Source organism: Flagellimonas sp., assembly GCF_965222555.1.
Lineage (GTDB): Bacteria > Bacteroidota > Bacteroidia > Flavobacteriales > Flavobacteriaceae > Flagellimonas.
Window position 1 is genome coordinate 1529366 of the sequence record NZ_CBDCUG010000005.1, and the last position, 17663, is coordinate 1547028.

13 protein-coding genes are annotated in these 17663 nt (G+C 39.0%); 11 read left to right on the forward strand and 2 right to left on the reverse strand.

The annotated features are described in order from the left end of the window. Positions 1–55 precede the first annotated feature (55 nt). The 3 genes from gdhA to ACOQO1_RS15300 all read left to right on the forward strand — a co-directional run bounded on the left by gdhA (position 56) and on the right by ACOQO1_RS15300 (position 4646). Positions 56–1399, forward strand: a complete 1344-nt coding sequence (gdhA, locus tag ACOQO1_RS15290) for an NADP-specific glutamate dehydrogenase (protein WP_420603751.1) — start codon at positions 56–58, stop codon at positions 1397–1399. A gap of 111 nt (positions 1400–1510) precedes the next feature. Then, entirely contained in the window at positions 1511–2230 is a 720-nt protein-coding gene (gene recO, locus ACOQO1_RS15295) for a DNA repair protein RecO (protein ID WP_420603752.1), read from the forward strand. Continuing rightward, entirely contained in the window at positions 2214–4646 is a 2433-nt protein-coding gene (locus tag ACOQO1_RS15300) for a TonB-dependent receptor (protein WP_420603753.1), read from the forward strand. Before recO ends, ACOQO1_RS15300 begins: the two co-directional genes overlap by 17 nt. 53 nt (positions 4647–4699) lie before the next feature. On the opposite strand, the gene ACOQO1_RS15305 is transcribed toward ACOQO1_RS15300, so the two are convergent. Continuing rightward, positions 4700–5053: a hypothetical protein gene (locus ACOQO1_RS15305; protein ID WP_420603754.1), complete on the reverse strand. Its 354-nt coding sequence runs from the start codon at positions 5051–5053 to the stop codon at positions 4700–4702. A 181-nt stretch (positions 5054–5234) separates the two neighbouring features. Between ACOQO1_RS15305 and ileS the strand changes: the two genes are divergently transcribed. From ileS to ACOQO1_RS15325, 4 genes are read left to right on the forward strand one after another with little or no spacing between them, the layout of a single operon-like run. Continuing rightward, positions 5235–8636, forward strand: a complete 3402-nt coding sequence (gene ileS / locus ACOQO1_RS15310; RefSeq protein ID WP_420603755.1) for an isoleucine--tRNA ligase — start codon at positions 5235–5237, stop codon at positions 8634–8636. Positions 8637–8639: 3 nt separating this feature from the next. Then, the gene (locus ACOQO1_RS15315) at positions 8640–9023 is read left to right on the forward strand and encodes a TraR/DksA family transcriptional regulator (RefSeq protein ID WP_097044110.1); all 384 of its coding nucleotides are present in this window, start codon (positions 8640–8642) and stop codon (positions 9021–9023) included. 28 nt (positions 9024–9051) lie between these two features. Then, positions 9052–9672 carry a hypothetical protein gene (locus ACOQO1_RS15320; protein ID WP_420603756.1) on the forward strand — a complete coding sequence of 207 codons (621 nt, stop codon included), beginning with the start codon at positions 9052–9054 and terminating at the stop codon, positions 9670–9672. A 33-nt stretch (positions 9673–9705) separates the two neighbouring features. Next, positions 9706–10341 carry a lipoprotein signal peptidase gene (locus tag ACOQO1_RS15325; RefSeq protein ID WP_420603757.1) on the forward strand — a complete coding sequence of 212 codons (636 nt, stop codon included), beginning with the start codon at positions 9706–9708 and terminating at the stop codon, positions 10339–10341. Here the strand turns inward: ACOQO1_RS15325 and ACOQO1_RS15330 are convergent. Then, on the reverse strand, positions 10338–10898 hold the full coding sequence (locus ACOQO1_RS15330) for a 5-formyltetrahydrofolate cyclo-ligase (RefSeq protein ID WP_420603758.1): 561 nt from the start codon (positions 10896–10898) through the stop codon (positions 10338–10340). The two genes, ACOQO1_RS15325 and ACOQO1_RS15330, sit on opposite strands and share 4 nt — an antisense overlap. Before the next feature lie 547 nt (positions 10899–11445). Here ACOQO1_RS15330 and uvrC point away from each other — a divergent pair. The 4 genes from uvrC (at position 11446) to ACOQO1_RS15350 (ending at position 17663) form a co-directional block, all read left to right on the forward strand. Further along, positions 11446–13236, forward strand: a complete 1791-nt coding sequence (uvrC, locus tag ACOQO1_RS15335) for an excinuclease ABC subunit UvrC (RefSeq protein ID WP_420603759.1) — start codon at positions 11446–11448, stop codon at positions 13234–13236. A 12-nt stretch (positions 13237–13248) separates the two neighbouring features. Beyond that, positions 13249–15513 (forward strand): patatin-like phospholipase family protein, encoded by a 2265-nt coding sequence (locus ACOQO1_RS15340; protein ID WP_420603760.1) that lies wholly within the window; start codon positions 13249–13251, stop codon positions 15511–15513. 401 nt (positions 15514–15914) lie between these two features. Next, positions 15915–16691: a DUF3108 domain-containing protein gene (locus ACOQO1_RS15345; protein ID WP_420603761.1), complete on the forward strand. Its 777-nt coding sequence runs from the start codon at positions 15915–15917 to the stop codon at positions 16689–16691. Between the two features lie 9 nt (positions 16692–16700). Further along, entirely contained in the window at positions 16701–17663 is a 963-nt protein-coding gene (locus ACOQO1_RS15350; protein ID WP_420603762.1) for a tryptophan 2,3-dioxygenase family protein, read from the forward strand.

Here is a 17663-nt window from a genome sequence, read left to right on the forward strand (position 1 = left end):
CAATAAAATTGACCCCATATCAGAAACTGGGGGCACTAAACAAGTAATCCGTTTTATGGAAGCAAAAATCAAAGCATTTATGGATGAGGTCATTGCTAGAAATGGCCATGAACCTGAATTCATCCAGGCGGTACAGGAGGTAGCTGAAACTGTTATCCCTTACATTGTAAAACACGATATCTACCATGGGAAAAATATCCTTTTGAGAATGGTAGAGCCAGAGCGATTGATTTCGTTTAGAGTTGCTTGGGTGGATGACCAGGGCGAGATTCATGTAAATCGTGGATATCGAATACAAATGAACTCCGCTATAGGTCCCTACAAAGGTGGACTTCGTTTTCACCCAACGGTGAATGCCAGCGTGTTGAAGTTCTTGGCGTTTGAGCAGGTCTTTAAGAATAGTTTGACAACCTTACCGATGGGTGGGGGTAAAGGGGGTTCAGATTTTGACCCTAAAGGAAAGTCGGATGACGAAGTAATGCGTTTTTGCCATGCTTTCATGTTGGAATTGAACAGGCATATAGGTCCTAATACCGACGTTCCAGCTGGTGATATTGGTGTTGGCGCCCGTGAAATTGGATTCCTATTTGGGATGTACAAAAAAATCAGAAATGAGTTTACCGGGGTGTTGACCGGAAAAGGTCGTTCCTGGGGTGGATCATTGATTCGTCCGGAAGCAACCGGTTACGGTACTGTTTATTTTGCGGACAGTATGTTGAAAACCCAAGGAAAATCTTTCGAAGGTAAAAATGTGGTGATCTCAGGTTCTGGGAACGTAGCCCAATATGCTGCGGAAAAAGTAATGCACTTGGGAGGCAAAGTATTGACCCTTTCAGATTCTGGAGGATATATTTACGACAAGGATGGTATTGATGAGGAGAAGTTGGCCTTTGTCATGGATTTGAAGAACAATAGAAGAGGAAGAATTTCCGAATATGCCGATAAATATGCCTCTGCAGAATACCACAAAGGCAAAACGCCTTGGGAGGTAGCTTGTGATGTTGCCCTACCCTGTGCAACCCAGAACGAGCTTGATGGTGATGATGCAGCAACCTTGATCAAAAACGGGTGTGTCGCTGTGGCGGAAGGTGCAAATATGCCTTCAACCCCTGAAGCTATCCATGCATTCCATGATGCAAAAATATTGTTTGCTCCTGGAAAAGCTTCCAATGCCGGAGGTGTTGCCACTTCAGGATTGGAGATGTCGCAAAACTCACTTCGTATCAGCTGGACACGTGAAGAAGTTGATGACAGATTAAAAGGAATTATGGGAGACATCCATGACTCCTGTATAGAATATGGAAAAGAAGAAGGCGGTTATTGCAACTATGTAAAAGGAGCCAATATTGCCGGTTTCGTAAAAGTTGCCGATGCCATGTTGGCACAAGGGGTTATTTAAGCTCTTGTCCATAATTTGAAATTGTCAAGTGGGCGGTTGATTTTCAATCGTCCACTTTTTTTATCTTGATTCAATTCTTATATTTTCAATAAGTTATTTTATCTATTCTCAATGCAAATTACCACCAAGGCCATAGTACTTTCATCACTAAAATATGGAGATACCAGCCTTATTGTAAAAGCATTTACAGAATCGGATGGACTGAAATCCTATTTGCTCAAAGGCGTTTTGACCTCCAAGAAAGGGAAACTGAAAGCTGCTTACTTTCTCCCTTTGATGCAATTGGAAATGGTGGTCAACCATAAGAACAAAGGGACTTTAGAAAGTATTAAGGAAGTAAAGGTCGCCGTACCCTATAAAACACTTCATACCGAGGTTGTCAAAAACAGCTTGGTCCTTTTTTTGGCCGAAATGCTGAGCAACAGTATTCAGGAACAGGAAGAAGACAAAAGTCTTTATAATTATCTGGAATATGCTTTGCTTTGGATGGATGAAAATCCCTCAACACCAAACTTCCACTTACTTTTTTTGCTTAATTTGACCAAGTACTTGGGCTTCTTCCCGGATACCACTTATGAAAATGCCCCATTCTTTGATTTATTGGAAGGAAGTTTTTGCAAGGTGCCAACGTTGAATCCATTGATTGAAGGGGAGACCTTGGACTGTTTTAAGAAATTTTTGGGCATAAATTTTGATACACTTCAAGCAATTAAAGTAAACAAACCCCAAAGACAAGAACTCCTAAGAAAAGTTATTCTGTATTTTGAATTACATTTGCACGGATTCAGAAAACCCAAGTCTTTGGCCGTTTTAAATGCAGTTTTTGGATAGTATGCGCAACACAGGTTTTATCCTCTTTTTTTTCATGTTCTCCCTCTTCCTAGGTGCCCAAGAAATCACCGTTTTGGACTCGGATACTGGGAATCCTGTTGCCAACATCGCAATTTATAACAAGGACAGGTCTAAAACCGCTGTTTCTGATTTTAACGGGAAAAGTGATCTTAGTGTGTTTTCAAAGAACGAACGGATCATTTTTAGACATATCAGCTATGAAATCTATAATGCTACCAAGGCCCAAATAGGAAGAAAAGGGAACAGGGTTTATTTGAACCTTAGACCAGAGGAGTTACAGGAGGTGGTCATGTCCGTTTCCAAATGGGAGCAACAAAAAAAGGATATTCCCCTAAAAATTGAATCTATAGATGCCCGTTCAATAGCATTTTCCAACCCTCAGACCTCGGCCGACCTATTGCTGAATAGTGGAAAAGTTTTTGTGCAAAAAAGTCAATTAGGGGGAGGAAGCCCCATGATCAGGGGGTTCGCTACAAATAGACTGTTACTGTCCGTGGACGGGGTCAGGATGAACAATGCCATTTTTAGGGGAGGAAATATTCAGAATGTGATCTCCATAGACCCATTCACCATTAAAAACACGGAGGTTATTTTTGGCCCTGGATCCGTAATCTATGGTAGTGATGCCATTGGGGGCGTTATGAATTTCTTTACCCAAAAGCCTCGATTTTCTTTTACAGACAGTCTTACTTTCTCAGGGAATGTGAACTATAGATTTGCCTATGCCAACAGAGAGAATACGGCTCATGTGGATTTTAATCTTGGACAGCAAAAATGGGCTTCCTATACCAGTTTTACCTATAATAATTTTGATGACCTGGTCATGGGAAAAAATGGCCCGGATTCTTATCTAAGGAACAACTATGCCATACGGGAAAACGGAATGGATTTTTTAATGGCGAATAGTGATCCAAGGAAACAGATTTCATCCGGGTATGACCAGATAAACTTTCTTCAGAAGTTCGTTTATAAGCCAAATAATACCTGGAATTATGATTTAGGGTTGTATTATTCGGAGACCTCTGAGTATTCAAGATATGACAGGTTGATACGACCAGATAGTTCTGACGACGGGCTTCGGTCTGCTGAATGGTTTTATGGTCCACAGAAATGGCTCATGGGAAACCTTCAAGTAACCAAACAAGGACAGAACAAGTTCTATGATGGTGTAAAATTGACCACGGCCTACCAGTATTTTGAGGAAAGTCGCAATAATCGAGATTTTCAAGCTGTTGATTTGTTTACCACCAAGGAAAAGGTTAATGCACTATCGGTGAACTTGGATTTTGAGAACAAAAAAATTGGGGATTTAAGATTGTATTATGGGGCCGAATACATTTTTAACAAGGTAAATTCAGAAGGAAGTCAGAAAAACATTGAAACAAGTGCAGTTTCCGCTGCAGCGTCTCGTTATCCAGATGGAGCAACTTGGCAGACTTTTGCGGGATACATTAATGGAGAATATCAACTAAAACCGAATTTCACATTACTGTCTGGTGCTCGATACAGTCAAGTTTGGGTAGACGCCCAATTTGATAAAACATTCTACCCCTTTCCTTTTGATGAGGCAGATTTAATTACCGGGGCATTTACAGGAAGCGTTGGTTTTAGTTGGTTTCCAAAAGCTGACCTTCAAATCACCTTAAATGGATCCACCGGGTTTAGGGCGCCCAATATTGACGATATTGGAAAGATCTTTGATTCAGAACCGGGATCGGTAGTTGTGCCAAATCCAGATTTGGAACCTGAGTATGCCTATAATGCGGAAGTTGGGGTTAGAAAGAACTTTAAGGATAAATTAGTTTTAAAAGGGGCGGCCTTCTATACCTATTTGGTAGATGCTTTGGTGCGAAGAGACTTTACCTTTAATGGTGAAACGGAAATTGTTTATAATGGCGAATTGAGCAATGTACAGGCCATTCAGAATGCGGCAAAGGCTTATGTATATGGATTTGAATTGGGATTGGAAGCTTTTTTGGATGATAACTGGTCACTCTCGTCAAATATAACCCTTACCGAAGGCACGGAGGAAGATGATAACGGTACCGATTCGCCAGCAAGACATGTGGCACCAACGTTTGGCGATCTTCATTTGGTTTGGCAAAACCCAAAATTCAAAGCTGATGTATTTCTAAACTATAATGGGGAAATCAGTTATGATAATTTGGCTTTGTCCGAAAGAAGCAAGGCATATATTTATGCGGTAGATGGTAATGGGAATCCATACTCACCATCATGGTACACTTTAAACTTTAGGTCGCAATACCAATTGTCCAATGCGCTACGAACAACAATGAGTTTGGAAAATATCACGGATCAACGTTACAGAACCTATTCTTCAGGGATTGCTGCTCCGGGAATCAACCTAATTTTAGGGATAGGCTATAGTTTTTAAGCAAAAAGCCCGACAATTGCCGGGCTTCTTTTTTCTGTTGAATACAAGGAAAATTAATGTTCTAACTTGTCTTTGGTATCCTCAGCTACCTTTTTAAGGTCTTCTGCAGTCTCATTGGCGGCATCCTTTATACCCTCTCCCATTTCTTTGGCTTTATCCATAGTTTCCTCACCTGCCTTTTTAATACTGTCCAAAGCCTGTTCGCCCGCTTCCATAACTTCATCGCCAGCATCTTTTACGGCATCAACCGCATCATTGGCAGCGTCTTTTAGGCCTTCACTTGCTTCATCAAGTGTTTCTCCTGCCTCTTCTGTGGCCTCTTTTGCCTTGTTGGCAGCTTCCTTACAAGACACCATTGTGGTCATTGATATAGACAATGCCATAATTGCAATACATACTCTTTTCATCTTAAAAATGGTTTAGTGTTAATGGTGTTAAGATATGGATTTTAACATAAATGGTGATTTTAGGGTATCATCTTTAGGTTAAGCGTATTAAGGAAACTCAAATACCAGGTTTACAGGGCTATTATTCCATCTAAATTTATAATTTTGCAAACTTGGAATTCTTGAAGAAGTAGCAGTACATATGAAGTTTGCAGAATATAAGGGATTGGATTTACCCAAAGTGTCGGAAGAAGTTCTTGACTTTTGGAAAAACGCTCAGATTTTTGAAAAAAGTGTTTCCACAAGAGAGGGTAAGGAAAGCTATGTGTTTTATGAAGGACCACCATCTGCAAATGGTATGCCCGGCATTCATCACGTTATGGCCCGTACCATAAAGGATATTTTTCCCAGGTACAAGACCATGAAAGGCTATCAGGTTAAGAGAAAAGCGGGATGGGACACCCATGGATTGCCCATTGAGATTGGTGTTGAAAAGGAACTGGGGATTACGAAAGAAGATATTGGTAAAAAGATTTCGGTTGAGGAATACAATGCTGCCTGTAAAAAAGCAGTGATGCGCTATACCGATGTGTGGAACGAGATGACCGAAAAAATTGGGTATTGGGTAGACATGGATGATCCATACATCACTTACAAACCCAAGTACATGGAATCTGTTTGGTGGTTGCTGAAGCAAATTTACGACAAAGGACTCCTCTATAAAGGATATACCATACAGCCGTATTCGCCAAAGGCAGGAACCGGATTAAGCTCCCACGAGTTGAACCAACCGGGCACTTACCAAGACGTAACGGATACTACGGTAACGGCACAATTCAAAGCTAAAAAAGATTCCTTGCCAGATTTTCTAAAAGATGTTGAGGGAGGTATCTACTTTTTGGCTTGGACGACCACTCCGTGGACGTTGCCTTCCAACACAGCACTGACAGTTGGACCCAAAATCGAATATGTTCTCGTAAAAAGCTACAACCAATATACATTTGAACCCATTCAGGTGGTATTGGCCAAAGGATTGGTTGGAAAACAATTTTCGGGCAAGTTTTTTGAGGCTGAAACCATTGAGGAATTTGAAGCATATCAGTCTGGAGATAAAAAAATTCCTTATCAAATAGGCCAAAGTTTTGTGGGCAAGGATTTGGTTGGAATCCAATATGAGCAATTGATAGATTACGCACAACCCTATCAAAATCCTGAAAATGCATTTAGAGTTATATCCGGAGACTTTGTAACCACGGAAGATGGTACAGGAATAGTGCATACCGCTCCCACCTTTGGTGCGGATGATGCCTTGGTTGCAAAACAGGCAAAACCAGAGGTCCCACCCATGTTGGTATTGGATGAAAACAACAATCCGGTGCCCTTGGTCGACCTTCAAGGTAAGTTTAGGCCAGAGATGAAAGAGTTTGGAGGCAAATATGTGAAAAACGAATACTATGCCGATGATGAGGTTCCGGAAAAATCGGTTGATGTAGAGATTGCCATCAAACTAAAAACGGAAAACAAGGCCTTTAAGGTTGAAAAATATGTGCACAGCTATCCTAACTGCTGGCGAACCGATAAGCCTATTTTATATTATCCGTTAGATTCATGGTTCATTAAGGTCACGGATGTTAAGGACCGTATGTTCGAGCTGAACCAAAACATCAACTGGAAACCCAAAGCTACTGGAGAAGGGCGTTTTGGAAACTGGTTGGCCAATGCAAACGACTGGAACCTTTCCCGTTCTCGCTATTGGGGTATTCCATTGCCTATTTGGCGCACGGCGGATGGTAAAGAGGAGATGCTAATTGGTTCTGTTGAAGAATTGAAGTCAGAAATGACCAAAGCCGTTGATGCAGGGGTGCTTGCAAAAGACGTTTTTGAGGATTTTGTGGTGGGTGATATGAGCGAGTCCAATTATGACAAAATCGATTTACATAAAAACATAGTAGATCAGATTACTTTAGTTTCACCATCAGGGCAACCAATGAAAAGGGAATCTGATTTGATAGATGTTTGGTTCGATAGTGGTTCAATGCCATATGCACAGTGGCATTATCCATTTGAAAACAAAGAATTGATAGATGATGGGGTTGCCTTTCCGGCAAACTTTATAGCGGAAGGTGTGGATCAAACACGTGGATGGTTTTATACCCTGCATGCCATTGCCACCATGGTTTTTGATACCGTATCTTACAAAAATGTAGTTTCCAACGGACTTGTTTTGGACAAGGAAGGCAAGAAAATGTCCAAACGGTTGGGGAATGCAGTAGATCCTTTTAAGGTATTGCCAGAACACGGGCCGGATGCCACGCGTTGGTACATGATTTCCAATGCCAATCCTTGGGATAATCTCAAATTTGATATTGAGGGGATTGTAGAGGTAAAACGCAAATTTTTCGGCACCCTGTACAATACCTATTCCTTTATGGCTTTGTATGCCAATATTGATGAGTTTACTTATGCTGAAGCTGATATTCCTTTAGAGGAAAGACCAGAAATTGACCAGTGGATTTTATCAGAGCTCCATTCACTGATCAAAAAAGTGGATGAAGCATATGCGGATTATGAGGCTACGAAGGCTGCGCGTATGATTTCTGACTATGTGCAGGAAAACTTGAGCAACTGGTATGTTCGTTTGAGCAGAAGGCGATTCTGGAAAGGAGATTATCAACAAGATAAGATATCGGCTTACCAGACACTCCACACCTGTTTGGCAACAATAGCCAAATTATCGGCGCCTATAGCACCTTTTTTTATGGATAGGTTGTACAAGGATTTGGATGCCACTACCCAAAAAGATGGTTTTGAGAGTGTACATTTGGCGGAGTTTCCAGTTTTTGATAGGAAAATGATCAACAAAAAACTGGAACGAAAGATGCAGTTGGCCCAGAAGGTGTCTTCATTGGTGCTGTCAATCAGACAAAAGGAAAAGATAAAAGTGCGTCAGCCATTACAGAAAATTATGATCCCTGTTTTGGATGATAATCAAAAGGAGGATATAAACGCGGTTTCCAACCTGATCAAATCAGAAGTAAATGTGAAGGAAATAGAGTTGTTGGACGATGCATCTGGTATTTTGGTAAAGCAAATAAAACCCAATTTTAAAGTTTTGGGCCCTAGATTTGGCAAGGATATGAAGGCGATAGCCACTGCTGTAAACCAATTGGGGCAGGATGATATCCAAAAAATTGAGCGTGAAGGCGAATTAATGCTTGCATTGGAAAATAAAAGTATTATTTTACAGTTATCTGATGTGGACATCAGCTCTCAAGATATTGAAGGTTGGTTGGTAGCAAGCTCAGGAGCATTAACAGTGGCCCTCGATGTTACCATAGATGAAAACCTGAGGAAGGAAGGAATTGCGAGAGAATTGGTCAATAGAATTCAAAATCTGAGAAAAGAATCAGGATTTGAGGTGACCGATAAAATTGATATTAAAATATTGAAAGACGGTTTTGTGGAAAATGCGGTTTCCAGTAATGAGGAATACATTAAAACGGAAACCTTGACCGCTAAACTGAATTTTGAAGAGAAACTAGAAGAAGGTGTTGCTATAGCCTTCGATGAAGTGAATACAAAATTGTTTATCCAAAAACATTAGAACATGGCACAAGATTTAAAAGTAAGATATTCGGATAAAGACTTAGAAGAATTTAGAGGACTTATTGAAGAAAAAATGGAAAAGGCCCAAAAGCATTTAGAGCTTTTGAAGAGCTCCTATATGAACGATGGCAATAACGGAACGGATGATACGTCGCCTACCTTTAAGGCATTTGAGGAAGGCTCCGAGACCATGAGCAAAGAAGCCAATACCCAATTGGCCATTCGCCAGGAAAAATTCATAAGGGATCTCAAGAACGCCTTGCTTCGTATAGAGAATAAAACCTATGGGATTTGTCGTGTAACCGGAAAGCTCATCAACAAAGAGCGTTTGAAACTGGTGCCGCATGCTACGCTGAGCATTGAGGCAAAGAATATGCAGAAATAATAAAAACGCCTTAGGGCGTTTTTTGCTTATGAAAGCCCTGTGGTGTTTTCTGGTGTTTTTTGGTTTTGTACAATTACATGGTCAAAAACTGGTCAAAAAGGCGCTGATCAATCCAGAAACGGAATACATTCAGATTAACTCCCAGTATTGTTATGATGTTAAGCTCCATACTTCAAACACAACTGAAGTGGAAGTAGTGGCAAGCATTGAAGGGGAATATTCCAAAGATTTATTGGTTTCTATAGAAGAAAGCAGTGCTACCATGCTGATCAGTACAGGGTTTCAACCCAATTTCTCAAACCCTAATGACAAACTCAGCGCCCACAAAGTTGTTTCCATTGCGTTGGACATAATATTGCCCGAACACAAGAATGTTTTGGTCTATGGCACCAACAGTAATGTTTTGGTAGAGGGAAAGTACAGAAATTTAGAAGTGAAATTATCTGATGGAAGATGTACCATTGACAATGTTACCGAAACTGTGGCGGTTACCACTCAGAAAGGGGATATTTTGCTCTTGACCTCAAATGGGAATATTGTTGCCAAAAGTACCTATGGCAAAGTTCTACAAGAAAATATTCCTTCTGGGCATAACCAATACAAATTGAACACGATAGAGGGAACAATTCACCTTAGGAAAACAAAATAATATCCATACTTTTGCGCAATCTCTTTTAAGCACATGAATTTAAAAAAATCCCTACTAATCATCATATTGATTCTTCTTGTTGACCAGATCAGCAAAGTGTATGTCAAAACAAGTTTTGTCTTGGGTGAATCCTTTGATGTTTTTGGTTGGTTTAAAATCCTATTTATAGAAAATGAAGGAGCAGCCTGGGGAACTAAATTGAGTGACCTTTTGCCAATTTCGGAATCTGCGGGAAAGCTGGTCTTGACCATATTTAGACTTTTTGCCATTGTAGGAATTGGATACTGGTTATGGGATATTATTAAAAAGCAATCTCCCAAAACGCTGATTTTAGCTGTTTCTTTGATTTTTGCAGGTGCCTTGGGTAATATTATAGACTCTGTTTTTTATGGAATGATCTTTGATCATAGTAACGGGCAGGTAGCCACCTTATTTGCTGAAGAATCTTATGGAAAGCTGTTTTATGGCAAAGTTGTGGACATGTTATATTTTCCCTTAGTTGATACTACATGGCCCGATTGGGTCCCTTCGGTTGGTGGGAAAAGCTTCCGGTTTTTTGAACCTGTTTTTAACATTGCGGATACAGCAATAAGCACAGGGGTTGGGATTTTGATCGTATTCAACAAAAAGGCCTTCCCAAAACAGAACAGGAAAGAGTCGGACAGTTAGAATTTATAAACTCTTTTTGGAGTAACGCAATAATCCAAGGGGACATCATTTTCATGGACATCGTCAATATTATCTTCCACCTCAAAAAAAGACAGTCCAATTTTTAGGGTTTCTTTTTCACATTTGTGAAGAAAATTATCGTAGAACCCCTTGCCATAACCCACCCTATTTCCTTTTCTGTCAAAGGCTAATAAGGGCATAAAAACTACATCTATTTGGTTTTCGGGGATTTTGATTCCATCCACAGGTTCGGGAATATGCCATTTGTTTTTCTTGAAAACAGTATTGTCGGTTAAAAGATAATTTTCCATTGAATTTGGGCCACTTACTTTTGGAATTACAATATTTTTATCCTTTCCTTGTAATAAAGTGATTAACGGAAGTGTATCTACCTCTTTATTTTCTTCAATGCTCAAAAAGATATGGAAATAAAAAAAATCCCAAATAGGGATTTGAAGTACATGATTTGCTAAAAGGATACTACAATCTGAAATATCGGAAGAACTTAGTTCTTCTCTCAAATTTTTATATTTCTTTCTTAATTCATGTTTCAACATCTAGAGTGTTGAAAATTTTGGGGTTGTGTTTTGGGGAAACTTATTTTTTTATTCCTTAGTCGATACTGAAAAAAAGATTTTGAAAAAAATCATCAAAATCAAGTACATTCCCAAAACGATAACATAGTTTTCCATATAATCGTGTTTACATGGTTAAAAGTAGGTAAAAGAATTGGAAAATTCACCATGAAATGCATTTTTAATCGATGAAACGCACAATTTTTAGTAACAGTTTAACATGAAGTTGATTTTTCTTAAGGATTTGTTTTGAAATAAATACTACTTAAGTATTTGATAGTGAGAATGTTTTATCAAACTTTTTTGGAGGTTTGACAAACAATATGGACAAATAAAAAAAAAGAAAAAACTTGTCTTTTTAAGAATTAAAACAATTAGGGCGTCATTTTGTAGGAAAAAGTAATTGCAAATGGCATTGATATATCAAAATCAAATAAAGGTTAAACCATAAAAGGGATTGCTCAATTTTAGCAAAAAAGCATTATTATTAAAACTACTTTTGTTTCAGAGTCTATTTTCTTAAGATTATATGCCCAATTCTTCGCCCATAAGTGTACAGATAAGCGTTCTCCCGAGTGACCCGGGAGTATATCAGTTCTATGACTCCAACGACAAGATTCTTTATGTGGGCAAAGCAAAGAATCTTAAGAAAAGGGTAGCTTCTTATTTTAATAAAAAACAAGAATACGGTAAAACCAGGGTCCTGGTAAAAAAAATACACTCCGTTAAGCATATTGTGGTACCCACAGAATCTGATGCGCTGCTTTTGGAAAACAATCTGATTAAAAAACTGCTGCCCAGATATAATGTTTTACTGAAAGATGATAAATCATATCCATGGATTTGTATCAAGAAAGAAAGGTTTTCCAGGGTTTTTTCAACGCGTAAGTTGATTAAGGATGGCTCTGAATACTACGGTCCTTATACCAGTATGAAAACGGTAAGAACTTTATTGGATCTTGTAAAGAGTCTTTATCCGCTGAGGACTTGCAATTATGACTTGTCGGAGGAAAAGATTGCTGCCGGGAAGTATAAGGTATGCCTGGAATACCATCTGGGAAATTGTTTGGGGCCTTGTGAAGGTTTGCAAGAGGAAGAAGATTATCAAAGGCAGATAGAGGATATCAGGCAGATTATCAAAGGCAATTTTAAAAGTTCATTGCAATTTTTTAGGGCACAGATGAAGGAATTGGCCCATAATATGGAATATGAGAAAGCCCAAAGAATTAAGGATAAGATAGAAATTTTGGAAAACTATCAGGCTAAGTCCACGGTTGTCAACCCAAAGATTAATAATGTCGATGTGTTTACCATAATTTCTGATGAGACCCATGGCTATGTGAATTTTTTACAACTCTCGCATGGGGCGATTATACGGTCTCATACCATGGAAATAAAAAAGAAATTGGAGGAGACAGATGAAGAACTATTGCAATTGGCCATTACCGAAATTAGACAGCGTTTCAAATCCCAGTCAAAAGAGATTTATTTGCCTTTTCCGGTATTGGTTGAAGAAAACTTGAAGGTAACTTTACCAAAACTGGGCGATAAGCGTCGAATTTTGGAACTCTCAGAACGCAATGCCCGCTTTTTTAGGCAGGACAGGTTCAAGCAGATAAAAATAACTGACCCAGATAGACACACAAAAAGAATCATGGCGCAAATGAAGGCCGATTTAAGACTTTCAAAAGAACCCGTACATATTGAGTGTTTCGATAACTCCAACATTCAAGGAAGCAATCCTGTTGCCGCCTGCGTGGTTTTTAAGAACGGAAAACCATCTAAAAAGGACTACCGCCATTTTAATATTAAAACAGTTGAAGGGCCTGATGATTTTGCAAGCATGGAAGAAGTGGTGTTCAGAAGGTACAAAAGACTTGTAAATGAAGATGAACCTCTACCACAGCTTATAGTTATTGATGGAGGTAAAGGGCAACTATCTTCGGCATTAAAAAGTTTGGATATTTTGGGACTGAGAGGAAAGATTGCCATTATAGGAATTGCCAAACGTTTGGAGGAAATCTATTTTCCGGAAGACCCTATCCCCTTATATTTGGATAAAAAATCGGAAACATTAAAAATCATCCAACAGCTCAGGAACGAAGCCCATAGATTTGGGATTACCCATCATAGAAATAAAAGAAGTAAAGGGGCCATTGATTCGGAATTGGAGAACATAGAAGGAATTGGCAAAAAGACCGCAGAGCAGTTATTGAAGAATTTTAAATCGGTAAAACGAGTTAAGGAAGCAACTATTGAAAGTCTTGCTGAATCCGTGGGAATGGCAAAAGCAAAAAAAATCTATAAAACCTTCCATTAGCAAAAAAGGAGTATGAAAAACGTAATTGGCTCAATACTATTTGTTTTTTTGGGAGCTTTTGGGTTTTCCCAAACCAATGGAGCTGAAGATGCGCCAAAAGTTGGCTTGGTACTCAGTGGAGGGGGAGCAAAAGGCTTGGCACATATTGGAGCCCTTAAAGTAATTGATGAAGCTGGAATAAAAGTGGATTACATTGGAGGGACCAGCATGGGGGCGATAGTGGGAGCTTTGTACGCTTCAGGCTATTCCGCTAATGAACTTGATTCCATTTTTAGGGTAACCGATTTTTCCAAACTTATTCAGGACAATGTACCCAGAGGGGCTAAAACATTTTATGAAAAGGACGACTCTGAACGCTATGCCTTGGGATTACCTTTCACAAACTTCAATGTGTCGTTTCCCCAGGCAATTTCCGGTGGACAAAACATCTACAATGAATTGGTAAGGCTGCTTTTTCATGTAAAGGACATACAGGATTTTAAAAGATTGCCCATTCCCTTTCTATGTATTGCAACCAATGTGGAAACTGGGGAAGAAGTACTCTTGGACAGTGGGTATCTCCCGGAAGCAATTATGGCCAGTGGGACGTTCCCCTCGCTCTTTGAGCCATCGGAGATTGAAGATGAAATTTTGATAGATGGCGGTGTGGTAAACAATTACCCCATAGAAGAAGTCAAGGCAATGGGGGCCAATTTAATTATTGGGGTCGATGTGCAACATGGTTTGTCCACAAGGGAGTCCTTGTCGTCCGCAACGGAAATCCTACTTCAGATCAACAATTATAGAACGGTAAGGGATATGAAGGAGAAAGCCGGTAAAACGAATATATACATTAGGCCGGATATTGATGATTTTTCGGTAATCGACTTTGATCGCTCAGCTGAAATTGTGGAAATTGGAGAAAGTGCGGCATACAAAAAACTTCCTGAATTAATAGAAGTTGGCCAAAAGCAAGGCAAGGTCAATACTCCCAAAAATAGAATTCAGGTAATTGACAGCCTTACTATAAACAGATTGATTATTGAAGGAAACGATAGGTATACCAGGGGATATATTAAAGGAAAACTAAGGTTTAGTTTGGCTGAGGAGATTTCTTTTGATGAATTAAAACAAGGCATCAATAACTTGTCGGCAACCGGTAATTTTAAAACAATTCGGTACGAGTTGATTTCCAATGGATTGGGAACGGATCTTGTGTTGAAACTAAAGGAAGATCCAACAAAGATGTTTATTAAAATGGCGGCCCATTATGATGATTTGTATAAAAGCGCTGCTTTGATCAATCTTACCAAGAAGAATTTTTTGTTAAAAGATGATGTGGCGTCCTTTGATTTCATCCTAGGTGACCATATCAGATATAACATGGAGTATTATTTGGACAAAGGATTCTACTGGAGCTTCGGGATTACATCAAATTTTACCGATTTTGATGAAGAAATTGACTTTGGACTGATTCGCTCAAATTTTAATGTGCCGGATGATCCAAACATACGCGAGATCAATTTGGACGTGACTGATTTGACAAACCAAGTGTACCTGCAGACCGTTTTGCGGGAAGAGTTTGCATTTACTGTTGGGGTTGAGCATAAACTTTTGCGATATAGTAGCCGTACCCTGAATCAGATAGCAGATGAAAATGAGGCTGCCTTTTCTCCAACACCTTCAGAGAGGACATATTTTGACAACTCCAATTATTTTAGTGCTTATGGAAAGGTAACCTTGGACACTTATGATGATAAGTACTTTCCCTCCAAAGGAGTCTATTTTGATAGTGACTTCCATTTATATCTGTTTTCTTCAGATTTTAATGACAATTTCAGGGAGTTTTCTGTGGGAAAAGCAAAATTGGGGACCGTTGTGCCATTGTTTCCTAACTTAAGTTTAAACCTGGAAACCGAGGGAGGTTTTAAACTGGGCACCTCCGGGGTAACATCCTTTGACTTTGTCCTTGGAGGTTATGGTAACGATTTTGTGAACAATTTTATCCCATTTTTTGGGTACGACTTTTTAAGTCTTCCCGGAAACAGCTTTGTCAAAGCATTTGGGAGATTGGATTATGAGTTTGCACCTAAAAACCATCTATTGTTCTCCGCTAATTTTGCCAATGTTGCCGATGATTTATTCCGGACAGGGGATTGGTTTGCAGAACCGAGCTTTTCAGGATACGGAATTGGTTATGGATTAGAGTCTTTCTTGGGCCCTGTCCAAATATATTATTCCTGGACCCCAGAGATTAGTAATAGCAATGTCTTTTTTAGTGTAGGATATTGGTTTTGATTAAAACAAAATTTTTAGCCACACTTTTGACTGATGTCCAATTAGGGATTTCGTGCATTCCAACGAGATTTTAACCTTTAAAAAACTAGGGTTTTTTCTTAATTGTTTGCAAAATATTTGTCAAGCATATGGTAATATGCGAAAACTATAGTTAAAGTCCGTTAAAAACTTATTTTCCTACAAAACCTTGATGTATCTTTACGGCACGTAAGGGGTGGTTCCCTTATAACTTTAAGTATTGGTTTTTCATAATTTAAAGTTTGGTTGGTTATTTAGGAAAAGCCCAGTTCTAAAACTGGGCTTTTTTTGTATATAATATTTTGGAACAAGTTTTGTTTATGTTATTGTAAACTATTAAGCCTCAAAAGTGATTTTAGTAATTTTACACTGATACAAGACCTATGAAAAAGATACTTATCATTTTTTGCGTATTGTTAACAATACCGGCGATGGCCCAGAACCAAAGGCCTGCTTTTAAGGCGGGAGAGTGGTTAAAATTTCGTATCCACTATGGATTTTTAAATGCTAGCTACGCTACACTTCAGCTTAGTAACGATACCATAGACAGCCTTCCTGTTTACCATGTTGTAGGGAGAGGAAAGACCACTGGCTTTGCCAGCATATTTTTTAAAGTGGATGATACCTATGAAAGCTATTTTGGTAAAAGGGATGGAAAGCCATATCGATTTATTAGAAAAATAAACGAAGGAGGGTATACCAAAGACATAGAAATTGATTTCAATTATAATGAGGACAAGGCCATACTAAAAGACAACAAACATGGTACACAGATGGATATTCCTGTCCATGACGATATTCAAGATTTGTTGTCAGCTTCATACCACTTAAGAAATAAGTATAGTTTGGATGATTTGGAAGTTGGCAAATCCATAGACATGGATATGTTGTTTGATGATGATGGTGTTTATAAGTTTAAACTGAAATTTTTGGGAAAAGAAGTGATTCGCACCAAGTTTGGCAAGGTAGAATGTCTTAAATTTAGGCCCGTGGTTCAGTCGGGTCGCGTTTTTAAAGAAAAGGAAAGCCTTACGCTTTGGGTTTCCAATGATTATAACAAAATCCCAATAAGGATCAAGGCAGATTTAGCGGTTGGATCATTAAAAGCAGATTTGGATGCCTATAATGGGCTCAGAAACCAGTTTAAAATTATAATGTGATAGTATTGAATGAAGAATGATGAGCGAATTGAGTCCCAAATCAATAAGCTTGAAGAAAAGTATAAAAACTCTGGACAAGACTTAAGTTCCTACCTTGACGGACTCCTTTACCAACGTTACCTAACTTATTGGGACTATATCCATTTGGATACCCTCTTAAGTATACAAGTACCTCGCACCCATTTTCCGGATGAGGAGATTTTTATCATGTACCATCAGATTACAGAGCTCTACTTTAAACTGATTTTGCATGAGCAAAAGCAAATTGTGGAGGATAAATCCCAAAATCTGGATTTTTTCATAGAAAAGGCAAACCGAATCAATAACTATTTTAAGGCGCTTATTTCCTCCTTTGGTATTATGATTAAAGGAATGGAGCGCGAGCAATTTTTAAGATACAGAATGGCATTGTTGCCAGCAAGTGGATTTCAATCTGCCCAATACCGGATGATAGAGATTTATTCCACGCCTTTGGAAAATTTGGTGCACTTTTCAGAACGGGAATCCTTTTCGTCCAAAAACAGTATTGAAGACCTTTTTGAACACATTTACTGGAAAAAAGGAGCTACGGATTTAACCACTGGTGAAAAAACACTCACCCTAAAGCAGTTTGAGTTCAGATACACCCCAAGGCTATTGAGAATATCCAACCAGGTAAAGAACAGCACCATTTATCACAAATACCTTCAATTACCTGAAGAATCAAGGAATAACGAAGTTTTGATCAAGTCTTTGAAAGACTTGGATTTGAACGCAAATGTGAATTGGCCATTGATGCACATGGGTTCCGCATATAGGTATTTGGCCAAAGAAAATAAAGAAGTAGATGCCACTGGAGGCACAAACTGGAAGGACTTTTTGCCGCCAAGTTTTCAGAAAATAATATTTTTCCCAACTTTGTATACTGAAGAAGAGTTGGATACATGGGGGAAACAATGGGTAGACCACATTTTTAATCCCGCTAATAAATAG